We start from the raw sequence: 22,909 nt of genomic DNA, 5'->3' as shown, positions 1-22,909 counted from the left end.
CAGTTGGATGAATATTATCGGGATGAGCACCATATTGCCGGTACCGGCCTGCGCATCGGACTGCTGGCATCGAACCCGGATCTCTATAGCAACCGGCGCATTATGGAAGCGGGGGCCGAGCGCGGACATCGCATGAGTTTTCTCGATATCCGCCAGTGCTACATGAAGCTCGATCCTGACGAGCCGGAAGTGCACTACCGGGATGGCCGAATACTCAATAGCCTAGATGCGGTTATTCCCCGTATTCGCCCCAGCCAGACTTTTTACGGTTGTGCACTGACGCGGCACTTTGAGAGTCTGGATATTTTTGCCCTGAATGGCTCCGCCGCGATCAGCCAGTCGCGGGATAAGCTATTTTCCCTGCAGTTGTTACAGCAGAGTGGTTTGAGTATTCCCACTTCAGGCTTTGCCAACTCGCCGGTAGATACCAATGAGTTGATTGACATGGTGGGTGGGGCACCATTGATTGTGAAGTTGCTGGAGGGAACTCAGGGGCGCGGAGTGGTGTTGGCAGAAACCCGCAAAGCTGGCGAATCGGTGATTAATGCGTTTAAGTCACTTAAAGCCAATTTGCTAGTGCAGGAGTTTATCCGTGAGGCCCAGGGCAAGGACCTGCGCCTGTTTGTGATTGATGGCCGCGTGGTGGCCTCGATCCAGCGAGAGGCGGCGCCGGGAGAGTTCCGCGCCAATATTCACCAGGGCGGCACCGCTTCGGTGGTTAAAGTCACAGCAGATGAAAAGCGTATAGCCATTAAAGCAGCTAAAGCGCTCGGGTTGAAAGTGGCTGGTGTGGATATTATTCGTTCGCGTAAAGGGCCGCTGTTGCTTGAGGTGAACTCCTCCCCCGGTCTCGAGGGTATTGAGAGTGCCACGCGCAAGGATGTGGCCGGTGCGATGATTATGTCGATCGAGAAGGCGCTCAAATGGCGCCCCGCAACAAAAACTCAGGAGGGTAGTGCCGACTTGGATAGCAGTGTACCCGAGTAATCGACGGTGAACGGGGCGCCGACGGTGCAAAGCTCGGTGGGCTAACCTTCAAAGGTGGCCGGGCTTTTCGCTGGCGCGCCGTTCGAGCCTCGGCAGTGGTTGATTGCCCAGGTATCCGCCGATAGACACTTTCTGCCGGAACCGCGCCTTCCGCCGGCAGAAGGTGTGAACTCCAGGGTATCAATGACCGTGAAGACACTCTTTGCCAGACTTTCTATCACCCGCCCATTCCTGACGATTTCCCTGATATTGAGCCTGTTGCTTGCTCCCTTGGTACAGGCCGCAGTACACCTTTCGGATACCCCCCTGGGGCGGCGTGTCATGGTGGATTACATCGTGCACTTCGCCTACAACCTGCAGTGGCCGGTCAACGCATTTGATAATTACAGTGCCCCCTTTAAGGTGTGTTTGATGGGGGGGGATTCCCTCGGCGAGCAGCTGGCTCTGCGCTTCAAGAATCAGCGTATTGATGGGCGCCGGGTGGCACTGGAGAAAATTGGCTTCAAAGATATACTGCGCGCGCGCAAATGCCAGATTGTGGTTCTTGGCTCTATGGATCGCTCGAGCCTGCTAAAGACGCTGGTTACAGTGGAGTTCTTCCCCGTTCTTACGGTGAGCGATGCCGAGCGCTTTGCGGCAACTGGCGGCATGATTGAATTTGCCGATAAAGGCGGCGAAGTGGCGCTGCGCATGAACAAAACCATGCTGGAAAAGGCCGAGCTAAAAATGGGCAATAGCCTCTTTCGCCTCGGGCAGAAGCTGGAGTAAAGAGAAGTTTTTCGTCAGGTTTGGCGTATTTTTGCACTAGCGTCTAGAAGCGAATTCGCGTAGAATCTGCGCCCGAATTTGGGCCGGTGTTGCGAAGCTGAATCGCGCAGCGCGAGCCCACCAAAAAAAGCCGGTGGCAAGCATCGGCCAATATGTGAGAGCCGCGCGTGAACAGATTTTTAAAGCGAGATGAAGCTGCGATGTTTCATCTCGCTTTTTTATGCGCGCACCAGTCAGGAGCCGCGTGCTCCGAAGCCCACAAACCCCGCCCGGAAGCAGTTCTGAAGATTGGAGTTCAATTTGACTAAAGCTGTCCCTACGTCGGAGGCCTTCATGCCCCACAACTTTATGCAGAGTACAACTCCCGCGCTGCTGGTGCTCGCTGATGGTAGCGTCTTTGAAGGACGCGCAATCGGTGCCCATGGCAGTTCTGTTGGCGAGGTAGTGTTCAACACATCCATGACCGGCTACCAGGAGATCCTCACCGATCCCTCCTACGCCCGCCAGATTGTGACTCTGACCTACCCGCACATCGGCAACACTGGCACCAACCAGGAAGACGAAGAGTGCGCTGATATCTGGGCCGCCGGCCTGGTAATCCGCGACCTGCCGCTGCTGGCCAGCAGCTTCCGCAACGAGCAGTCCCTGGAGGACTACCTGCGCGAGCGCAATATCGTTGGTATCGCCGATATCGACACTCGTCGCCTGACCCGCCTGCTGCGTGACAAGGGCGCACAGAGCGGTTGCATCGTTGCCGGTGACAATATCGACCGCGAAGAAGCCCTGGCCAAGGCCAAGGAATTTGCCGGTCTGAAAGGGATGGACCTGGCCAAGGTAGTGAGCACCAAGGAAGCCTATCCCTTTAGCGAAGGTACCTGGGAGCTGGGGGAAGGCCACAAGGCCGCGCCGGAGCAGCCCTTCAAAGTGGTGGCTTACGACTTCGGTGTGAAGCGCAATATCCTGCGCATGCTGGTGGATCGCGGCTGTGACATCACCGTAGTACCGGCGGAGACCCCGGCTTCCGAAGTACTGGCGATGAATCCCAACGGTGTATTCCTGTCCAATGGCCCCGGTGACCCCGAGCCCTGTGAATACGCGATCATCGCTATTCGCGAAATCCTCGACGCGGGCATCCCCACCTACGGCATCTGCCTGGGCCACCAGTTGTTGGGCCTGGCGGTGGGCGGTAAAACTGCCAAGATGAAGTTCGGTCACCACGGTGGTAACCACCCGGTACAAGACCTGAACAGCACCAAGGTGATGATCACCGCGCAGAACCACGGTTTCGAAGTGGACGCCGACAGCCTGCCGGACAATGTGGAAGTTACCCACAAGTCCCTGTTCGACGGTACCTTGCAGGGTATTCACCTGAAGGACAAGCCGGCCTTCAGCTTCCAGGGACACCCGGAAGCGAGCCCGGGCCCACACGATGTGGCGCCGTTGTTCGACCACTTTATCGATTTGATGAAAGAGCGCGCCTAAGGGCGTAGCCGCCCAGGGTAGGGCAATTAACCGCCGCTTTTGCGGCGGTTTTAACAAGAAACGAATGAAATTTAGCGCAGCCGGCCTTTGCCGGTAGTAGAACGGAAGAAAGATGCCAAAACGCACAGATATCCAAAGCATTCTGATTATCGGCGCAGGCCCCATCGTGATCGGCCAGGCGTGCGAATTTGACTACTCCGGCGCCCAGGCCTGTAAGGCGCTGCGCGAAGAGGGTTACCGGGTGATCCTGGTGAACTCCAACCCGGCCACCATCATGACCGACCCGGCCATGGCTGATGCCACCTACATCGAGCCGGTGGAGTGGCGCACCGTTGCCAAGATTATTGAGCAGGAGCGCCCCGACGCCATCCTGCCCACCATGGGCGGCCAGACAGCACTGAACTGTGCCCTGGACCTGGACAAGCACGGTGTCCTGAAGGAATTCAATGTTGAGCTGATCGGTGCGGACAAAGACGCTATCGAGAAAGCGGAAGACCGCGACCTGTTCGACAAGGCGATGAAGGCCATCGGCCTGGAAACTCCGCGCGCCAAGATCGTCCACTCCATGGAAGAGGCGAAGAAGGTGCCGGAAGAGTTCGGCTTCCCGGTAATTATCCGCCCGTCCTTCACCATGGGTGGTTCCGGTGGCGGTGTGGCCTACAACTGGCCGGAGTTTGAAGAGATCTGTAAGCGCGGTCTCGACCTCTCCCCCACCAACGAATTGCTGATCGACGAATCCCTGCTCGGCTGGAAAGAGTACGAGATGGAAGTGGTTCGCGATAAGAACGACAACTGCATCATCGTATGTTCCATCGAGAACTTCGACCCGATGGGCGTACACACCGGTGACTCCATCACCGTTGCCCCGGCGCAGACGCTGACCGACAAGGAGTACCAGCTGATGCGCAACGCTTCTATCGCGGTACTGCGCGAGATCGGCGTTGAGACCGGCGGCTCCAACGTACAGTTCGGCGTTTGCCCGAAGACTGGCCGCGTAGTTGTGATCGAGATGAACCCCCGCGTATCCCGCTCCTCCGCACTGGCCTCCAAGGCCACCGGCTTCCCGATCGCCAAGGTCGCGGCCAAGCTGGCAGTGGGTTACACCCTGGACGAGTTGCAGAACGATATCACCGGCGGTGCTACCCCGGCGTCCTTCGAGCCGTCTATCGATTACGTTGTCACTAAGATCCCGCGCTTCACCTTTGAGAAATTCGGTGAAGCTGATGCGCGCCTGACCACCCAAATGAAGTCTGTGGGTGAAGTGATGGCGATCGGCCGCACATTCCAGGAGTCCATGCAGAAAGCCCTGCGCGGTCTGGAAGTGGGCAGCTTCGGCCTGGAAAGCAAGATTGACCCGAGCAAAGACGGCGCTGAGACCCGCCTGCGCAGCGAACTCTCCGTTCCGGGTGCCGAGCGCATCTGGTACGTGGGCGACGCCTTCCGTATGGGCATGAGCGTCGGCGAAGTTTACGATCTGTCCGGTATCGACCCCTGGTTCCTGGTTCAGATCGAAGAGCTGATCAAAATTGAAGAGCCGCTCAAGTCACTGCCCACCTCGGCGCTGACTACTGAGCAAATGCGCTTCCTCAAGCGCAAAGGCTTCTCCGATCGCCGCCTGGCAGACCTGCTGGGGGTGAGCCAGAAGACTGTGCGCGAGTTCCGCCACAAGCTGGGTGTATTCCCGTCTTACAAGCGCGTGGATACCTGTGCCGCTGAGTTCAGCACCTCTACCGCTTACATGTACTCTACCTACGATGAGGAGTGCGAAGCGCAGCCGTCCGACAAAAAGAAAATCATGGTACTTGGCGGTGGCCCCAACCGTATCGGCCAGGGCATCGAGTTCGACTACTGCTGTGTACACGCCGCCCTGGCGATGCGCGAAGACGGTTACGAAACCATCATGGTCAACTGTAACCCGGAGACTGTTTCCACCGACTACGACACTTCCGACCGCCTCTACTTCGAGCCGGTAACCCTGGAAGACGTGCTGGAAATCGTTGCCAAAGAGAAGCCGGAAGGCGTGATCGTGCAGTTCGGCGGCCAGACCCCGCTGAACCTGGCACGCTACCTGGCCAACGAAGGTGTGCCGATTATCGGTACCACCCCAGAGCAGATCGACCGCGCCGAAGACCGCGAGCGCTTCCAGCAGATGATTATGCGTCTCGGCCTCAAGCAGCCGAAGAACGCCATCGTGCGCTCTGTCTCCGAAGCCATCCAGGCGGCGAAAGACGTGGGCTACCCGCTGGTTGTGCGCCCGTCTTACGTACTGGGCGGCCGCGCCATGGAGATCGTCTACAAAGAAGACGAGCTGCTCACTTATATGAAAGAAGCGGTACAGGTTTCCGACGAAGCGCCGGTACTGCTGGATCACTTCCTCAACGCTGCCATTGAAGTGGATATCGATGCGGTATCCGATGGCCAGGATGTAGTGATCGGCGCCATCATGCAGCATATCGAACAGTGTGGCGTTCACTCCGGTGACTCCGCCTGCTCCCTGCCGCCTTACAGCCTGCCGGCTGATGTGCAGGACCGTATGCGCGAAGAAGTCAAAGCCATGGCCCGCGAGCTGGGCGTAGTTGGCTTGATGAACACCCAGCTGGCCTACCAGGACGGCGAGATCTACGTGATCGAAGTGAACCCGCGCGCTTCCCGTACCGTACCTTTCGTCTCCAAGTGTATCGGCACTTCACTGGCGAAAGTGGCTGCACGCTGTCAGGCGGGTATCAGCCTGCAGGAGCAGGGCTTTACCGAAGAGATCGTACCGGACTACTACTCGGTTAAAGAGTCTGTATTCCCGTTCAACAAGTTCCCGAAAGTGGACCCGATTCTCGGCCCAGAGATGAAATCCACCGGCGAAGTGATGGGCGTAGGCGCTACCTTCGCAGAGGCCTTCGACAAGGGCCTGGTTGCCGCTGGCGACCGCCTGCCGGAGTCCGGACGCGCATTTATCTCTGTGCGTGACTTCGACAAGGCCGACGCAGTGGGCGTAGCTCGCGATCTGGTGGAGCTTGGCTTCGAAGTCATTGCCAGCCGCGGCACCGCCAAGGTCTTGCAAGAAAACGATATTCCCGTTACAACCGTCAACAAGATGAGTGAAGGTCGCCCGCATATCGTCGATATGATTAAGAACGACGAGATTGCACTGGTGGTGAATACCACCGAAGGGCGCCAGGCGATTCGCGACTCTGCGGATATCCGTCGCAGTGCCGAAAACCACCAGGTGTGTTACACCACCACCCTGGCGGCGGCCCAGGCCATGGCGATGGCCATGCGTCAGGAGCAGCCGCTGCAGGTTCGCCGCCTGCAAGATCTTCACCAGCGTGTGGTAAAGCTGTCTTAATCATCTAAAAACAATCCGTCATTTCCGACCGGGCCTTGTGGCAACACAGGGCCCGGTTGCGTAGTAACAATAATGGAGGTCCCACAGTGAACCGGGTACCAATGACCGTTGAAGGCGCGGAAGCGCTGCGTTCAGAACTGGATAATCTGAAAAAAGTCGAGCGCCCTGCGGTAGTAGAGGCCATTGCCGAAGCACGCGAACACGGTGATTTGAAGGAGAATGCCGAATACCATGCGGCGCGGGAAAAGCAGGGCTTTATTGAGGGGCGTATTCAAGAGATTGAAGCTAAGCTGTCTCACGCCCAAGTGATCGATGTGAAGTCGATTGAGCCCAGTGATAAGGTAATTTTTGGCACCACGGTAACGATTATTCACCTGGATGACGATGCTGAAGTGACCTATAAAATCGTGGGTGACGATGAAGCGGATGTGAAAAAACAAAAAATCTCAGTGAACTCGCCGATTGCCCGCGCACTGATTGGTAAGGAAGTGGGGGAAGTCGTTGTTGTGCACACCCCTTCCGGTACAGTGGAATATGAAATTGATACTGTAGAGCATCTATAAAAGATCTCTTAGTAAGAAAAAGGGCGGCCAGAGGCCGCCTTTTTTCTTTGGGGCAGGAGCAGTTTTACTGGCGAACGAAACTGTTGTTGTTTTGGCCATACTGAAGAACCTTGGCGGTTTCATTGTGGCCAAATTGAGCAACAAGGCTGTTGTTACTAGTACCGTACTGGGCGACTTCGGCGTGGTGCTTTTCACCTATTTGCCCCACGTAGACATCATTGTTGTAGCCTACTTGGATGGTTTTACCGAAGTGGTGGCTGCCGGCTTGAGAAATATCCCCTTCGTTGTTCCAACCATCTTGGTACATATGGGCTTCATGGCCATAGCCGATTTGACGAGAATCAAGATCGTTGTGACCGCCCTCTGCCTGAATAAGGTGAGTCCTGTGAGATTCACCTGTTTGGAAGGTATCAGCACGATTCATTTCGCCAGCCTGTGAGACCATGGCTTCACTGCCATAGCTATTTACCTGAGTTACAGAAGCATAGCTATAGTCGCTATTTTGTAGAATGGTGGCATGGTTACCGCTGCCAGAAAGTTGGTAAGTTCTTGCTTTATTTCCATGGCCATCCTGGAAATGGTAGGAGAAGCTGTCGTATTCATCAAACTGGAAGGTTAGGCTGCTATTGTCGATGCCCATTTGCTCGCTCATAGCTGTATTGCCTGCCCCCCCTTTTTGGTAGGCATTGGCGTAATTGCTGTAGCCCTCCTGATGCTGAAGAACCGTACTGTGATGTTCATGCTCCTGAATACTAACGGCCGTATTGTATCCCCCGTGTTGCTCCTGTTTAACATAATTGTGATGACTACCTGGGCCGGCTTGATCGATATAACCCAGGTGACCCATACCATGTTGATCCTGGTAAGCGGTATTGTCATCGGCCATGGCTGCACCACTGATCACGAAAGCAATAGCGGCAGCGATTGGGGTTAAAGTCTTCATGAGTATCTCCATTACTACTTGAAAAGAGCATCGCGTTTTGGGTTCAGCATTTACCGGCTGAGCGGGCGCACAGAATAATTCACCCGAGTATTTTGCAGTAAGCCGCTAGGCTGTGATTAGCGGCAATACTATAAATTACTCAGATATACACTCGCTTTAAGTGCCTGTACAAAAAGGTAGAATCGAAGGGAAATCAAAGATAGGAAATAGCTGTTTCATTCCGGTTGGCATCCCTGTTACTGCTTAGGAGTCCATAAGTTCGTTCCGTCTTTATTATTGTTGCTTCAGTAGCTTAGAAAAACCATAGGATATAAGTATTAATTGTTTAGGAGGTTAGTTTTAGCCAGGAAAGCGATAAAATAAAAAGACTTTCCTGAGTAAGGTATTTAATTTAAAGAATAAAGCCTGTAGAGGCTAGTAAAAAGAATACTCTGCAGCGAGCATGGGTTCAAAAATACCAAAGACCGATAAAAGTCTTTGGTATAATGGGGGGAATAATATCTACTGGCTTACTACGGCGGTATTGCCGTAACCGGTTTGGGTAATATTTACTGACCCAGAGAATCCGCTTTGGATAACTGTGGCCTCATTCATGCCGCCTGATTGATTGACAATAGCCAAGTGTCCTCCACCCATAGCGCCACCTCCAGACTGCATAATTGTCGCCTGATTCATATAGCCATCTTGATGGACGTATGCACTGTTATACCAGGAAACCTGAACAATTGTAGTGTTATTAGTTTCACCCCTTTGGATGATATCGGCCTCATTATGCATATCGGTTTGAGTTATTTCAGCATAGTGAGATATTCCTGATTGAGAAATGCCGGCGTAGTGCCCAGTACCTTCTTGTTTGATAATTGCTTCGTGATAAGAGCCATCTTGGAATATGTGCGCCTCTGAGTTGAAGCTGGCGTACTGCCCAACCATGGCGCCGTGAACAGTACCGATTTGCTCTATAACAGAAATGTTGTCACTTCCAAGATGTTGTTGAATTTCGGCTTCGTTCCCAGCGCCATTTTGACGGATAGTAGCTTGGTTATTTTTAGTGGCAATTTGATAAGTGTTAGAGCGGTTGTCCATGCCTGACTGGTAGATCAGAGTTTCATTTCCAGATCCACCCATCTGTAGGCTGTAGGCGTGATTTAATTTACCTTCTTGAACTTGGTGTATTAAGCTGTCGATTACATCAGTTTGGACAGACTTTGCATTATTTAGGCTACCATTCTGGGAGATTTTCACATGGCTATCGATGGCGCTATTATCGGATTGATCAATTAAGGCATGATTGATATTACCAATTTGATCGAGAGTGGATGAATTCTCTGCTGCATATGTCAGTCCGCTGTAAGATATCAGTAATGCGAGCGATGTAATAGGAAGCTTGCTCACTTTCAACTCCTGTTTACTTCTTTATCCATTTTGGCTCAGTGTATTTCTGGACTAGCTATACATTCACCATTTTGAAGTTAATAGCTTGTTGTTTTAACTTTAGCCTAGCTGGTATGGAAAAATGGCTGTTGGCGTAGGGAGCTTTGATTTGTGAGTATTACTTTAATGAAGGAAGGGCTGGGTTTAAATTTTTCAAAAAAAGCAGAGTGAAATGAGTTTGATGTCACCTTTAAGGCTGGATCACCTGAGGCTAAATTTTAGTTTTTTAGCTTGTTCTATAGAGCAAGCATAAAGACATTGACGTCATCAATTTGAGAGGAGGCTATGTTATTATCGTTAGTTTGTTGTACTGTAAAAATAAGTTTGAAACTACATAATCTGTGTCGCATCAATTGTAGTAGTGCTGCCGATTTGAGTTACAAACGCCGTATCCATGTTACCACCGGACTGGGATGTAGTTGACACATTAATATTGCTAGAAGCTGTTTCATAACTTGAAATCAGTTATTCTTGCGACCTCATGGAATGATAAGACCAGTAAGTGTGAGTAGATTTAAGTCAGAATTAACCGACGCTCAGTGGAAATTGATTGAGCCTTGCCTTCCCCAGCTAAAACGTGGAAAAGGAGGTCCCAAACCCATTGATAACCGTGCATGTTTTGAAGGTATCTTGTGGATTTTGCGCTCAGGAGCACGATGGAAGGATCTCCCCCCATCTTACCCTTCGCCGAGTACTTGCTGGAGAAGGCTCCAGTTTTGGGAAGAGCAAGGCGCTTGGTTGGAGGCTTGGAGAAAATTTCTCGGACAGCTCGATCAAAGATCCCTGCTCAATTGGGAAGAAGTCTTTTCGGATGGTAGCTTTGCTTCAGCAAAAAAAGGGGAGCAGAAGTCGGAAAAACTAAGCGAGGCAAGGGTACAAAGTGGATGGTGGTGGTCGATGGCGAAGGTATTCCATTGGGAGGCACCGTTACTTCGGCCTCACCAGCAGAAGTAAATTTATTACATCCACTACTCGATGTTACCTATGAAAATACAAAAATTCGACGATTGGTGTACGACAAGGCTGCAGATTCTGATCCACTACGCCATAGTTTGGCCCGCCGTGAAATTGACCTAATTTGCCCTCACCGCAGGAATAGAAGAAAACCTTCGAAACAAGATGGCAGAAAGCTTAGGAGATATGTGCGACGTTGGAAAGTTGAGCGAACTTTTGCATGGCTAGGGAACTACCGCCGTTTAGTCGTCAGGTGGGATCGCTACTTATCTTCATACAGAGCTTTTTTCTATATTGCCTGCATGTTAATTACGCTAAAGAAGTTATGAAACAGCTTCTAGATTTATCAGTTGCAGCATAATTATCTATTGTCTGCGGATTGGTTGATATTTCCTATTTTATTGATAGTCATAATATTTTTCTCCGGTTAATATGTTGTCACTTACATTATTGTTTCGAGCTTGAATAACGTGAATTATGTTTTACAGCGTTTTTGATCGGAGTGAGAGGTATAGCTTGAATCTACAATTTGAGAAATTAATACGCTGCTCGTGTCGCCGTATTGGGTGGCGTTGATAGTATTTAAATTACTGATAATCTGCACAGAGGCTAAGATATTTCCTCCAAGAGTACCTCCTGTATGAGTGATAGTTGCTTAGTTTGTGTTTCCATCAGTCTGATTTATGCGAGAAATATTGGAACCTTTACTTTGAGTTATGGTTGCAAAGCTTAAGTTGGTGTTAGTTTGATTTATCGTTGCTAACTGCGGCGCAAAGCCACTCTGAAAAAAATTCAGCTGCGGAATTGTTGACAGATGTTTGGCTTGTGGCTATTTCATTCATGTTGTCTATTTGGCGAATCACGCCAAAAGAATTGAGAGTATTATCCTGTAAGGGCTCTACCTTATTCACATTGTCTGTCTATGAATGATAACGCTATTGTTACTGTTATTTATCTGTTGAGAAGAAGATTAATTAAAATCACCATTCTGAGCGAGAAAGACATTATTAGATGCCAGTAGGTCACTTTAAGCAAAGGCTATTAATACTCCAGCTTTAATCGAGACATATTTCTTGATGGATTACTCCTTAGAGGCATCGAATCCAAGTTGTGGAGGGTGACTTGCAATATGATCATAAAAATACAGCGAAATTATTATCTTTATAATGAAAAATAAGTTGTATTAGCTTTAGAGCAAGATTAATTTCTCAACTTCAAGTTATAACTGAAATTTCTTTATGCTGTAAGTAGATTATCTTGCAGTCCCATAAAAAGGTCATATTCTATCTCAGATCGCTCGGCATACATTTTTAGAATGATCAATGAGGGATGTCAATCCAGGAATTCTATAATTTCTTTCTGAAAGTCTTCTTCTCAGTTAAGCAGGGATCTTTGATCGAGCTTTCATCAAGCCTTTAGCCAAGCGCCTTGCTAAATCTAAAACTGGGATTGGGATACCACTAAAGTCATAATTAATCATGCTTATGAGGGGGCAGGGCAATTGGCGCTTAATCTAGGTATAATTTCGTTGGTTTCATTAAAGATTAGCGGGTTGACACAGCGGAAGTATGATTGGAAAGTGTGCAAGATGCAGAATACCGCGAAGCGATTTTTAGTTGGCGGAAAGAATTTTAAATATTTTTTTGCTCTGTAAAGTTATATGTAACTGTTAGATTGGTTATTAAATTTTTTGTTGTGAGCAGGTTGATTGGTGTAATAAGGCTTAAATGAAAGCATAAATTTTTGTGTTAATAGTGAATGTTTATGTTTAGCTCCTGACTTTATTTTATTGTAAGTTGTAATTAGTGATGTATAGTCCTTTATATGGAAGATTGCAGTTCTTAATGCTTGATACTTGGCTTGCAAAAAGGCTAGTATTTCACGTTATAAATTTTTTAGTAAATTGAAAGCTGGCCCAATATGGGCCAGCTTGTTTAAGGCTTTGAAGAAGAATTCTAAGGGAAGATAAAGGAATTACCGTCACCAATTTGGTTTATTCCCATTACCAAGCCGCCGTTTTGCACTACAGAAATAAAGTTTGAGTTTCCGTTTTGTGTTGCAATGAATTCGTTAGAGTCTCCAGTCTGAGTGATATAGTATTGATTCATATTGCCGCCAAACTGAGATATGCTGGACACATTCATGTCACCAGTTTGAACTGTTTGAGCAATATTGTTTTGAGTTAATTGCTCAGTAAAAGCGTAGTTGTCGTCGCCAGACTGAAAATGTACAGCTAGGTTAGACTCCCAGTATTGCTCGACATGGCTGTCGTTGCCATCACCCGACTGTGCAACATTTAGTTCATTATATTTACCGAACTGGTAAGAGAAGGAGTAATTTCCTGATCCCCCTATCTGGGAAACGAATCCAGTTTGGGCATTGCCAACTTGAGTGGCATCAATAGTGTTAAAATGGCCACTCCCTTGTGTTGTTTGCATTTCATTGTTCCCTATGAAATGCCCTTCCTGGTTAACAGTAGTAACGTTTCCTGTTCCGTTAAACTGCCAAACTGTAGCAGTATTTGAGTTTTTAGTTTGGTTTACTGTGGCAAAGTTTGAGTTGACGGTTTGCTGATTGATCCATGCCATTTGGCCTCCCCATCCACTCTGCGAAATTGCTGCGGATGAGCCGTTTGCTGACCATTGATTCGTAGTGGCATCGTTACTGTCAGAAGTCTGGGTGATGAAGGCGAATGAACCTGAGGCGTCATCTTGTAAAGATACGGCACTATTTGAGTCACCGACTTGAGTGTGACTAATCAAGCTATTACTGGTGTTGTTCACCTGTTGAGGGACAGAGGAATTAAAGTCGCCATTCTGATTAATAAGAATAACGCTACCAGTAACAGTGGCATCTACAGCCGGAAGTGCGCTATTTCCATTACCCATTTGATTGACGATAACTGTCTGGGATAAGGCCCCACCGGCGGCAATTGCCAAGAAAATTCCTGTGGCAATTGGGGTGTACTTTTTCATTGGTTACTCCTTAGAGATATCAAGTTCTGCTAGAAAGCAATTTTTTACTAAAGAAAATATCTAAACAGCATCGAAAGCAAGTGAACATTGTTTTTCCTGGTGTAGGAGAAGTTCTTCAAGATATTCACCCCAAAAAATTAAAAGAGACGCCAGGCCTCCTTGGATCCTCCGGTGAAGCATTTCTACCTCTTAAATATGAATATCAGCTTGATGCTGAGTAGAGTTTTGTAGTGAATAAGAAAAACTGCTATAGGATAAAATTCTCTATAGATTGGGAAGAAAGTGTGTTTCTAATAGATAGGAGGGTTCAACTGCCATTATCGTAGGTCTATGGTCAGAGTTTTCTTTATTTCAAAAATTATCTGTAATTTACCTGCATGGCACATTTTAAATTATGATCTATGGGGAATGTAAGGGATTATTCTCAGTAAGTGTTTAAGCTTGGGTGATTGCTCACTCTTTACGTGTTTAATCGTGACATGTTTAATCGTGAATCAGAATAAATTAAAGTGACAAAAAAATAAGATCAGACTACTGCTATGTTTTGATTGTAATTTAATTTTTCATCATGATTTATGATCTTAGGTGTTAGGTAATTATTTTGCTGCTATAGTTTTATAGCTCTGGTGTTGTCTGGAAAATCCAGAGATGGGCAGGAAAAAGTTTCTTTGTCGAGAGTTAAATCGGAAGTATTTTTTGGTATATCCAATAGGGAGATCTTGTTCTCTTGGTGGGTTGTATTTATTTTGAGCTTGCTTATCTTTTTTAGTGATTAGCTGCCAGGTCTGTCTGTGAAAAATGAAATTATTTAGAATTTATGAGTATTCCTTTATTCTTCTTAATTAGAATTTGGAAGGCCAGTCCAGTTAGAGGTGGCCCTGTTATGAGCGATTTAACCTACTTTATTGCCCTCCGATAGTTGTATTATTTCGTTAAAGTTAATTTTACCTCCCACATGTGAAACTTTAGCATCATTATTTCTGCCTTTCTGGTGGGAGATAGATTTGTCGCCAGACGAAAATATCTGAGAGGCCGCAGTTAGATTAGAGCTGCCTCTTTGAATTGCTTCTATAGAGTTAGTTAAAGTTAACTGCTGACTGAAATGCGGCTATAACATTATTCCCAAAACCCAATCCTTCTTGGCTGATGGTAATAGAGTTTGCATTAAAACCTAATTGGTTAACCGTAGCTTGGTTGGGGCCACCTTTTTGGGGTGCTACTTTAGTACTTTTTGAAGCTCCAAATTGAAAAATAAATATATCTTGAGTTCCAAAACAACTTTGAGTAATTTCAGTGGATGAGTTGGCGCTTTATCGTTGTACGCTTTCAGAGTAATTGTTATCACCAGTCTGGGTAATAACAGAATCAAAAAAGGGAATTATGAATTGATCTATCAGTATTATTGTTGCCATGTTGTGTCTGTTTGATCGATAAGTTGTCCATATTTTTATCTTGTAAGGTATATGCGGAGTTATTGTCACCAATTTGAACTTGTCTAACATGGCCGTCTGCTTCTGGGGGATTTCTATCGATAGCTGTTGACATATTTCCAGTACCCTTCTGGAAAAGGATGTAGGTGTCAGCTATGGCTCCACTGTTAGTGATGGCAATAATTACGCCAGCAGCGATTGAGATGTGCCTGTTCATCTGTTACTCCTTTGGGGAATCAGGTTTGGCTAAAAACGATTTGTCGGATGAAATGTTTAGGAGAAATTAAAATTATTGAGGATTAACCTTTTCCTTAAATGGAAAACTCCTGAGGCATTAAATTGAAGTGATTATTAGGGGGGGAAGTTGTAAATTTCTTTGTTAGGGCATGGCGGCCTCGTGAATATCAACTTTGCCTTAGTTAAAGTTTTGTAGAAAAAAAAGAAGCTGCCATAGGTTGTAAGTATTGATAAGCTGAGAAGAAAGTATGTTATTTTCATCAGTAAATTAATGGGAGTCAGTTTATTTGGAGTTCCGTGCTTGTAGTGCTACAATCGTTTTTTATCTTTTAAATATTCTTGTTAAGGCTGTTATCTTATAGATATTTAAGAATATTCTTTGTTACTTTTCTTTAATAAAAAAGGCGATCAAATAATGACCGCCAAATGATATTTTCTCTCTAAGGAACTACAGTAGTTACTACTGCAAAATGGTGCCGACGTTTCCTACTCCATTTTGAATAGCTAAAGCCATTTCATTAGAGCCAAATTGAGCTGTGGAGTGGAAGTTGGCGATACCAGTTTGCGTGGTTGACGCATGATGGCCGGAACCAAATTGTGCCTGCAGAGAGGCGTTCAATAAACCGTTTTGGTCAGTCAGTGAGGTATGACCAATGCCATCTTGAAGAACGGCGGAGCCATTCAAAATACCGGTTTGCACGGTTGATACTAAGTTGAGAGCGCCATCCTGAAAAACGGCGGAACCATTTAGTATGCCTGATTGCACAGTTGATACGGCGTTGAAAGCGCCATCCTGAAGAACAGCAGAACCATTTAAAATACCGGTTTGTATAGTTGATACGGCGTTTAAAGCGCCATCTTGAAGAACAGCAGAGCCATTTAAAATGCCGGTTTGTATGGTTGATACGGCGTTGAAAGCGCCATCCTGAAGAACGGCGGAGCCATTTAGTATGCCTGCTTGCACGTTTGACACCAAATTGAAAGCACCATCCTGAAGAACGGCAGCGCCATTAAGCAAGCCTAATTGCGTATTTGCTACACCATTGAAGGTGCCATCCTGAAAAACAGCGGAACCATTTAGTGTACCTACTTGTGTAGTCAATACACCATTGTGAGAGCCACTCTGAGCAACTGCCGTACCATTTAGGGTGCCGAATTGTGATGTGAATATAGAATTATTATCACCGCCTTGGAGATGCAAAGCACCATTTAAAGTGCCTACTTGCGTAGATGTTGAGTTATTTGATGAACCGGTTTGGGTATGGGTGGCAATGTTCACGGTGCCAACTTGATTCGCAACAGCAGTATTGTGATCCCCGAGAAATTGGGTCATTGTTGCAATATTTGCCGTGCCAAACTGGTTTGCTGTAGCATGATTATTAGAACTCAGAAATTGAGTGACTGTGGCAAAGTTCGCATCACCTACTTGGTTAATTGCTGCTTTATCACCAGCTGAAGCGGTTTGCGATATAAAGCCAAAGTTTGTTTCACCAGCCTGATTAATAGATGCTTCAGACATAAGTGCTGGAGCGGCTTGTGAGGTAATACCGACGTTTCCACTGCCTTGCTGAACAACTGAGGCCTTATTTAGAAGCCCACCGGTTTGAGTGGATGATGCACTGTTGCCAGTTCCAGTTTGATTGTGGTGGATATTATTACTTTGGCTGCCACCAGTCTGCGTTGCATCAGAGTCGTTAAAGAATCCGTTTTGAGTTTGATTTACATAATTGTTATCGTTGCCCGGTCCTATTTGCGTTGATGTGGCGCTATTGCCAATGCCAGTTTGAGATTGATGAGTGATATTACCTGATGCTAAAACAGCACCACTGGCGCTGAGTAGAATAGCGGCTGCGATGGGGGTTAACGCCTTCATGCGATACTCCTTTACTCTTGACGTTTTGATCCAGCACACACAGTACTGGAATTACTGACATCTTCCAGATGTCATGGATTCACAATACAGGTTTCCTAAACTCCTGGAATAGCTGCATCGTAGAATTCTGGCTGAAACAATAAATCAGAAATTAGTACTTCAATTTACTAATTTACTAGGTTTGCTTAACAGATTTTCTGTCACTGTGGAGGCGTGTTGTCTCCCAGATACTGCATTGGGGACCACTCTTGAGAGAGGGCCAGTTTGGCTTTGAGAAATTGATCTCTAAACAACCTAAAGTCTGCATGACAAAATGTCCAAGAGGTGTAAAACAACATTTGATCAGATATGTATTGATTTTTGTCTCTAAAGCGAAGGTACGCTATAGGACATAAGTCACTAATAGATAGGAATATAGTTCTTTTGTTGTGGCTTGATTTTTAATGTGTGATTTGGCTCTCAAATAACATCAGTTTTCATAAAGGGATTTTCTGCTCAAATGGCCACTACTTATGTTTTTACGCAGCTAGATTGCTCTGGATCACAAGGTTGAAGAATTTAATAAGAAAAATAGGTTGTTATTCTTTAGCATTACTTTTGTTGTTAAGATGTTTTTATGGGAATCTGTCAGGCTGCTAATTCTGACAGATATTTGAGATGTTAGGTTTAAGGGGGCTCAGAGTTGCGTAATTTCAGTCAAATTGGCGGATAGAGGTAGTGGTCGCGGTGCCTATTACAGTTACAGAAGTATGTAGGCCATGGCCACTTTGATAGATATTAACTTTGTGTAGCATGCCAATTTCTTCCACTTGAGCACTGTTTTGTGTGCCGAATTGGGATATACCTGCGGAGTTAGCTGTACCATATTGCTCTATATTAATCAGATTTTCATAGCCCACCTGGATTAATCCGCTCAGGTTTTGTTCACCTATTTGACGTGAAAGTACAATATTATTCTCTCCTGCCTGTGTTACCGAAAGACTGTTTCTATTACCATCTTGGTGAGCAGAAGTATAATTGGTTCGGCCCGATTGCCGTACGTTAACATTGTTCACGCCACCTTCTTGGTTGATTACTGTGAGATTGGAGACTGATAGAAGGTTAGCTGTGCTCAATTCGCTGCTTAAGGCGAGTTCACTGCTGGCATCCAAATCAGACGCAGTACAACTTTTTGTATATCCCCCGGTACACAATCCGATGACTATTGGAAGGAATAAGAGGTGATTTTTCTGACTGCCAAACATAATTTACTCTACTTCGTTGTACTGCCTGATCCCAGTTCACCGTCACATAATAACGGTGCTGTCGTTTAAATAGTATTGCAGTATGGGATTGTTAATTTCATCGGGATTCGCTAAGGCCCAAGAATTATGCACAATCCCCTCACTGATCAAGTGAATCACCGCAGATTCCATAGCTGAAAGCATAGCAAGTTGTGCAGGTTCGTTATATGTTACCCCGGCTTCCAACTCTAGTAAGCGTCGGAATTTAACATAACGAAATACATCGGCACTGATTGCTTTGGAGTAAACAGTTTTTGATGTCAATACAGAGTGCAATATTCTGCCCGAGCGTATATCGATTGCTCTTAGATTGACCGTCACCTGATCGACGCGGTATTGCTCATTGGCACCGATGCCAAAGTATCTTGCTCCGGCACCACCGGTTTGAATATTTTGATCGTAGGCGACAATTCCGCCTTCAAGCAGTACGTTAGCTGCAATTAGAGTTGGTAGAGGAATATTATTATTGGCTGGAGCATCGGGTTTACTGAGCCCGGCACGTATAATTTTTCGCTCGGTTAAAAGGTTTTGTAAGCCTTCACGCTCCAATGCGATAAACCAACCGGATTCATTGAGTACATCGGTCAACATAGCGGCTCCACCCTGAGTAACCGCAGTGGAGAAGCTGCTGTTTGGTGCTGGCTTGTATTGTCCGGTTTGATCACGGAAACTATATACAGCAGCCAATATCTTTCCTTTAGGTTCAGGAAGATTCACCAAATCCCGATAGGTATTCATTCGTGGAGTTAGCATGGCATCAGTCCGCCCAGGGCCAAATAGGGCATCACCAAGGCTTTTAAATGCTGAGCATCCGCTTAGTGTGAGAGTAAACGCCAGTGCGGGCAAGGCTAGGGCTTTTGTTATTGCATTGCGCATTGCCAGTTTTCCTTCAGTGTTGATTCTTATCTAATTTGTGGGATTGAGACCACTGACAACGATCTCACTTTTGTCCCCAGTACTTCTGTCGGTGATTAGTACCGTAAGAACGCCATCGTTATCGACGATCTGTACGATAAAATCGTCGGTAATTAACTCACCACTATTGCCGTCGCCGACATCCGTTAGCAGTTGATTGAGTAGTCTTGTTTCCAATGAGTCAGTAAAGCGATCCAGGGCACTTGGTTGTTCGTAGAGACTGTCATGCTTGTCGGGGTCTTCGTGGCTATCCTGAGATTGCGCACTTTGCAGCAAGTAGGTTCCATTAAGAGGATTGCCGCCAAAATTTGGGTTTACTGGCTCATAAATTAATTCAGTCGCGATCACAGAGCCACACGAGAATAGGGTGGCTACCAGGCTAGCTGGATAAATAAGGTAATCTTTGTTCATTAGAATTCGTCCTTTCCCAAATCAAAATTATCTATTAGGGCACTGCTCACCCGATCTTTTAAGACCGTTTGATGAATGTATTGGGCTGCTTCATCTGCAAGGCGATGAATATTGTTGGTACTTGGGCTGATAAATCTTCGAAATACAATTTTGTCGTTGTAGGTAACCCATATTAAGTTTCCCCAACGAGCTGAGGGTCGCTCGTAAACTGTTAAATTGTAATTGGCATCTGGATAATTCAGATTTCTATATTCACTAAGGTATCTGGCAAAGTCGTGGCCTGTTCGGGTAATTGTTCTGTCGATATTAAACCCGCTGATTTCATCCTCAAGTCTTCCTGAGTCAGTGTCTGCAGGAGGAACTCTGGTGTCATCCTGAGCAAAGCCTACAGTTGTGAGAAGAATGAAAATCAGCGGGGTTAATCTCATATTCTCTCTTCCTGGAGATTGAGTTTTGCCCAGTTGCTAGCTTGTAAGCGATTCTTCACGCCGATTTTCCGAAAAATGTTATACATGTGATTTTTAACGGTGTGTTCGCTCAGGTGTAGTTTCGTAGCGATGACGCTATTGGGTTCTCCCGTTGTTAGTTGCCCTAGGATTTCCTGTTCTCTACGAGTGAGAGGAAGAGGGGATTGCGAATTATCAGCGTGACTGCTTTCACAGCTGTGAATGGCTGTACTGAGTCTTTGAATAAGTTTTTCCTGGCTGATGTTATTGTCACACAACAAATAAAAACCACTTTGCCGCAGTTTTTCTGAGATGTGGGTTGGTAAGTCGGCAGGAAAGTTAATAAGAATTGCTTTTGAGTGTCTGATTTTCTTTAAGTCAGAAAGAAAATCCTTAGAGTAGCTGTTTGTTCCAATCTGCCAGCAATCAATAATTATCGCCTCGTAGTGTTGTAAACAGTGCCTTTGTTTTCCTATACAGGCTTTTTCCCATGGCATGGGAATAGACTGAGAAAACAGTGAAAATAAAAGATCGCCCTGAAGGCCGGAATTGCTAAAAAAAAGAACCGGCATATACCTCGTACCTCTCCTTGAAACAAATGGAATCCTCTCAATTCGAAGAGCGGAATCCGTTGTCGACTCCTGTCGTTTAAGTTTCCTGGTTGATCTTTGAAGACCTCAAAAAAATATTGCTGTTAACGCTAAGTACCTCTTTGTTTAGGGAAAATAACTCATTTCGTGAGAATTTAGTTTGGAGTGTAGTCGTGGGTGTAAGGTATTCTGGAAAATATGATGCCTGTTTTTATTTCACGGTAAGGGAGCAGTGAATGATGTCGTCAATAATTTTTATTGGTTGAATTTTATGTGATTGATTAAGTTTTGATTTTTTGTTTTTGAGTTTGTCTCTATTTTGAATGGGAAAGTTGGCTGGGGGTTGTTGGTTAGGGATAGTCAGTTGGGTGCTAGCGTTGATTTCTAAGATTCTTTCTTTCTAAGGCTTGCTTGTGAATATATGGCAAGTTTAACTCTGAAGTTAAAATATACGTATGAGGGTAGTTACTTAGTGATTGTTTTTTAAGTGACCTGTGGAATATGTCACTGATGTAGTCTTTAGATGAGGTTGGGGGTTTTTGACGGGCGGGAAAGTGCTGGTATGAGCTCTGGATTATGGTGTTTCCAGGAGGGATATTGTGAGTAGTGATACTGGGATGACTGTGGTCCAATTTTTACCATTAGGAAGCAATAAATAGATAGTGAATCATGCCTGCTAGCAAGTGACGCAATATAGCAACACAAAGTGTGACATTTTGGGCGATTGTCAAAGCTTCAGCTGTTAGGATGTGATATCGCTTGGTTCCACAGGGAAAAGTAACGTCATGAGTCACCTATTTGAGACACTACCATCCTGGCTATGGGTGAGTTTGGCAGTTATTACATCTTTCTTAGCTAGAGGGCCTATTCATAGAAGTATTTATTCCCTGGCAAGACTATTTCATCGCTCATTATTGTTTTCTGCAAACGCTGTTGAGCTTGCCGGGCAGGGCCTCCGTGAACGCAATCGAGAGGTACTGCTGGCTAGAGGTCGTGAGGTAACAGAGTGGCAAATTGAAAGGGAGTTTGAGCGAATAGAAAGTAGTTTAAAGCGGGATATGGCACAATATCCTACGTTGCATCGTCATTTGTGTGAGCAGATGACAACCATAGATGATGATTATGTGCGTAGCGCAGAGGTTCCTCCAGAGCCATCAAGCTGGGCCCGGGCAATCCGCTCTGTGGCGGAAATTCCTACTCCAGACGATACAGTTGTGGCAGATGTGTTGGAGACTATTAATCACTCTATGCGCAAGGCTGAAAATAAAGCTCTGGAGTCTTATCGGGAGTCTATAAGGGAGCGTCATCAGCTACTAAAGCGCATGATGCCTGGTTGGCGTTCCATATTGAAAACTCTGGGAAGAATGAATAAGAGTGTGGAATCTGTAATTTACCGTAGCAAAGTATTGGATGAGCATATGTCACGCTACGAGGAAATATTACAGGAGAGTGATCGTAGTTTACGCCTTCTATCCACCTCGTTTTTTAGTCGTTTTTTTATCTCTTCACTGGTATTGCTTTTGATAATGGCAGGGATTTGGTTGAATCACCAATTAATTGCCAGGCCAGTGGCGGAAATCATTGGAAGTAACAGTTTTCTGGGGGGGTATGGGACAGCGGATATTGCAGCTTTGATTTTAATCTTCGTACAAATTGTCACTGGTATTGTGGTTATGGAGTGTTTGCGGATTACGCAATTATTTCCCTCGATCTCCGCATTAACTGATTCAGTACGGAAGCGTTTGCTGTGGTTTGGGATGCTTCTACTCTTGTGTTTGGCCTCTATTGAGGCGGGACTATCACTCTCAAGGGAGTTACTATTGCAACAGGATCAGTTTCTTACGGGGTTATCCGATACGAGCGGTTCTGCTGTTACTGAGGTAAATGCGTACTGGACTCTTGGGCTCGTACAAATGATGTTGGGTTTTACGCTCTCTTTGGTCCTGGCCTTTATCGCAATACCCTTGGAGCAATTTGTATCTTCTGCCCGCACGGTGTTTGGTAGTGTCTTAGTATTTTTCCTGAATGTGTTATCAGTGGGCTTACGTCTTCTGGCGGTTATTGCAATAAATTGTGGCACACTCCTTAATCGTATCTATGACCTAATAATATTTCTGCCTCTTTGGTTGCAGCATACTTATTGGCAGTTTCGTAAAGCTTCAGAATTAGATGTTGCGTCGGATAAGTCGAAATTACCAGTAAGCCAATCCAAGTCAGAAATAAATATTGAGAAAGAAGTGTCTACAGGAGGAGCCACTAGTGTCTGACTGCTGTTTAAGTA

Annotated in this window: 17 protein-coding genes and 1 pseudogene; 8 read left to right on the top strand and 10 right to left on the bottom strand. The window is 46.3% G+C overall.

Going from position 1 to position 22,909, the window contains the following annotated elements:
* Positions 1-48 precede the first annotated feature (48 nt).
* The 5 genes from rimK to greA all read left to right on the top strand — a co-directional run bounded on the left by rimK (position 49) and on the right by greA (position 7,140).
* A complete protein-coding gene (gene rimK, locus MJO52_RS17460) occupies positions 49-987 on the top strand; it encodes a 30S ribosomal protein S6--L-glutamate ligase (protein ID WP_252086023.1) in 939 nt (312 codons plus the stop codon).
* Positions 988-1,041: 54 nt separating this feature from the next.
* Positions 1,042-1,755 carry a YfiR family protein gene (locus MJO52_RS17455; RefSeq protein WP_252083235.1) on the top strand — a complete coding sequence of 238 codons (714 nt, stop codon included), beginning with the start codon at positions 1,042-1,044 and terminating at the stop codon, positions 1,753-1,755.
* Between the two features lie 333 nt (positions 1,756-2,088).
* Positions 2,089-3,237 carry a glutamine-hydrolyzing carbamoyl-phosphate synthase small subunit gene (gene carA, locus MJO52_RS17450; RefSeq protein WP_252083234.1) on the top strand — a complete coding sequence of 383 codons (1,149 nt, stop codon included), beginning with the start codon at positions 2,089-2,091 and terminating at the stop codon, positions 3,235-3,237.
* 112 nt (positions 3,238-3,349) lie between these two features.
* Positions 3,350-6,577, top strand: a complete 3,228-nt coding sequence (gene carB, locus MJO52_RS17445) for a carbamoyl-phosphate synthase large subunit (RefSeq protein WP_252083233.1) — start codon at positions 3,350-3,352, stop codon at positions 6,575-6,577.
* A gap of 86 nt (positions 6,578-6,663) precedes the next feature.
* Positions 6,664-7,140, top strand: a complete 477-nt coding sequence (greA, locus tag MJO52_RS17440; RefSeq protein WP_252083232.1) for a transcription elongation factor GreA — start codon at positions 6,664-6,666, stop codon at positions 7,138-7,140.
* 64 nt (positions 7,141-7,204) lie between these two features.
* On the opposite strand, the gene MJO52_RS17435 is transcribed toward greA, so the two are convergent.
* Both MJO52_RS17435 and MJO52_RS17430 read right to left on the bottom strand, forming a co-directional pair.
* Positions 7,205-8,083 carry a hypothetical protein gene (locus tag MJO52_RS17435; protein ID WP_252083231.1) on the bottom strand — a complete coding sequence of 293 codons (879 nt, stop codon included), beginning with the start codon at positions 8,081-8,083 and terminating at the stop codon, positions 7,205-7,207.
* 501 nt (positions 8,084-8,584) lie between these two features.
* A complete protein-coding gene (locus MJO52_RS17430) occupies positions 8,585-9,475 on the bottom strand; it encodes a hypothetical protein (RefSeq protein ID WP_252083230.1) in 891 nt (296 codons plus the stop codon).
* 525 nt (positions 9,476-10,000) lie between these two features.
* Here MJO52_RS17430 and MJO52_RS21540 point away from each other — a divergent pair.
* Together MJO52_RS21540 and MJO52_RS17425 are read left to right on the top strand one after the other, a co-directional pair.
* Positions 10,001-10,468: a transposase gene (locus tag MJO52_RS21540; protein ID WP_353505443.1), complete on the top strand. Its 468-nt coding sequence runs from the start codon at positions 10,001-10,003 to the stop codon at positions 10,466-10,468.
* Positions 10,366-10,797, top strand: a pseudogene (locus MJO52_RS17425) (IS5 family transposase); the annotation flags it as partial. The gene MJO52_RS21540 and the pseudogene MJO52_RS17425, both read left to right, overlap by 103 nt.
* A 1,626-nt stretch (positions 10,798-12,423) precedes the next feature.
* Here MJO52_RS17425 and MJO52_RS17420 read toward each other — a convergent pair.
* The 8 genes from MJO52_RS17420 to MJO52_RS17385 all read right to left on the bottom strand — a co-directional run bounded on the left by MJO52_RS17420 (position 12,424) and on the right by MJO52_RS17385 (position 20,610).
* Complete coding sequence (locus MJO52_RS17420; protein WP_252083228.1) at positions 12,424-13,443, bottom strand: hypothetical protein; 1,020 nt, start codon at positions 13,441-13,443, stop codon at positions 12,424-12,426.
* Positions 13,444-14,808: 1,365 nt separating this feature from the next.
* The gene (locus MJO52_RS17415; protein WP_252083227.1) at positions 14,809-15,090 is read right to left on the bottom strand and encodes a hypothetical protein; all 282 of its coding nucleotides are present in this window, start codon (positions 15,088-15,090) and stop codon (positions 14,809-14,811) included.
* A 480-nt stretch (positions 15,091-15,570) separates the two neighbouring features.
* Positions 15,571-16,983 (bottom strand): beta strand repeat-containing protein, encoded by a 1,413-nt coding sequence (locus tag MJO52_RS17410; protein WP_252083226.1) that lies wholly within the window; start codon positions 16,981-16,983, stop codon positions 15,571-15,573.
* 692 nt (positions 16,984-17,675) lie between these two features.
* The gene (locus tag MJO52_RS17405; RefSeq protein WP_252083225.1) at positions 17,676-18,227 is read right to left on the bottom strand and encodes a hypothetical protein; all 552 of its coding nucleotides are present in this window, start codon (positions 18,225-18,227) and stop codon (positions 17,676-17,678) included.
* Positions 18,228-18,269: 42 nt separating this feature from the next.
* Positions 18,270-19,142, bottom strand: coding sequence for a CsgG/HfaB family protein (locus MJO52_RS17400; RefSeq protein ID WP_252083224.1), 873 nt, complete (start codon positions 19,140-19,142; stop codon positions 18,270-18,272).
* Positions 19,143-19,172: 30 nt separating this feature from the next.
* Positions 19,173-19,592, bottom strand: coding sequence for a curli assembly protein CsgF (locus tag MJO52_RS17395; RefSeq protein WP_252083223.1), 420 nt, complete (start codon positions 19,590-19,592; stop codon positions 19,173-19,175).
* The gene (locus MJO52_RS17390) at positions 19,592-20,020 is read right to left on the bottom strand and encodes a curli production assembly/transport protein CsgE (RefSeq protein WP_252083222.1); all 429 of its coding nucleotides are present in this window, start codon (positions 20,018-20,020) and stop codon (positions 19,592-19,594) included. Before MJO52_RS17390 ends, MJO52_RS17395 begins: the two co-directional genes overlap by 1 nt.
* Positions 20,017-20,610 carry a helix-turn-helix transcriptional regulator gene (locus MJO52_RS17385; RefSeq protein ID WP_252083221.1) on the bottom strand — a complete coding sequence of 198 codons (594 nt, stop codon included), beginning with the start codon at positions 20,608-20,610 and terminating at the stop codon, positions 20,017-20,019. The genes MJO52_RS17390 and MJO52_RS17385 overlap by 4 nt, the downstream gene beginning before the upstream one ends.
* An 842-nt stretch (positions 20,611-21,452) precedes the next feature.
* Here MJO52_RS17385 and MJO52_RS17380 point away from each other — a divergent pair.
* On the top strand, positions 21,453-22,895 hold the full coding sequence (locus tag MJO52_RS17380) for a hypothetical protein (protein WP_252083220.1): 1,443 nt from the start codon (positions 21,453-21,455) through the stop codon (positions 22,893-22,895).
* Positions 22,896-22,909 lie beyond the last annotated feature (14 nt).

The organism is Microbulbifer variabilis, from assembly GCF_023716485.1.
Lineage (GTDB): Bacteria > Pseudomonadota > Gammaproteobacteria > Pseudomonadales > Cellvibrionaceae > Microbulbifer > Microbulbifer variabilis_B.
Note: the sequence above shows the minus strand (reverse complement) of the source record. Positions and strands in the feature narration are given on the sequence as shown.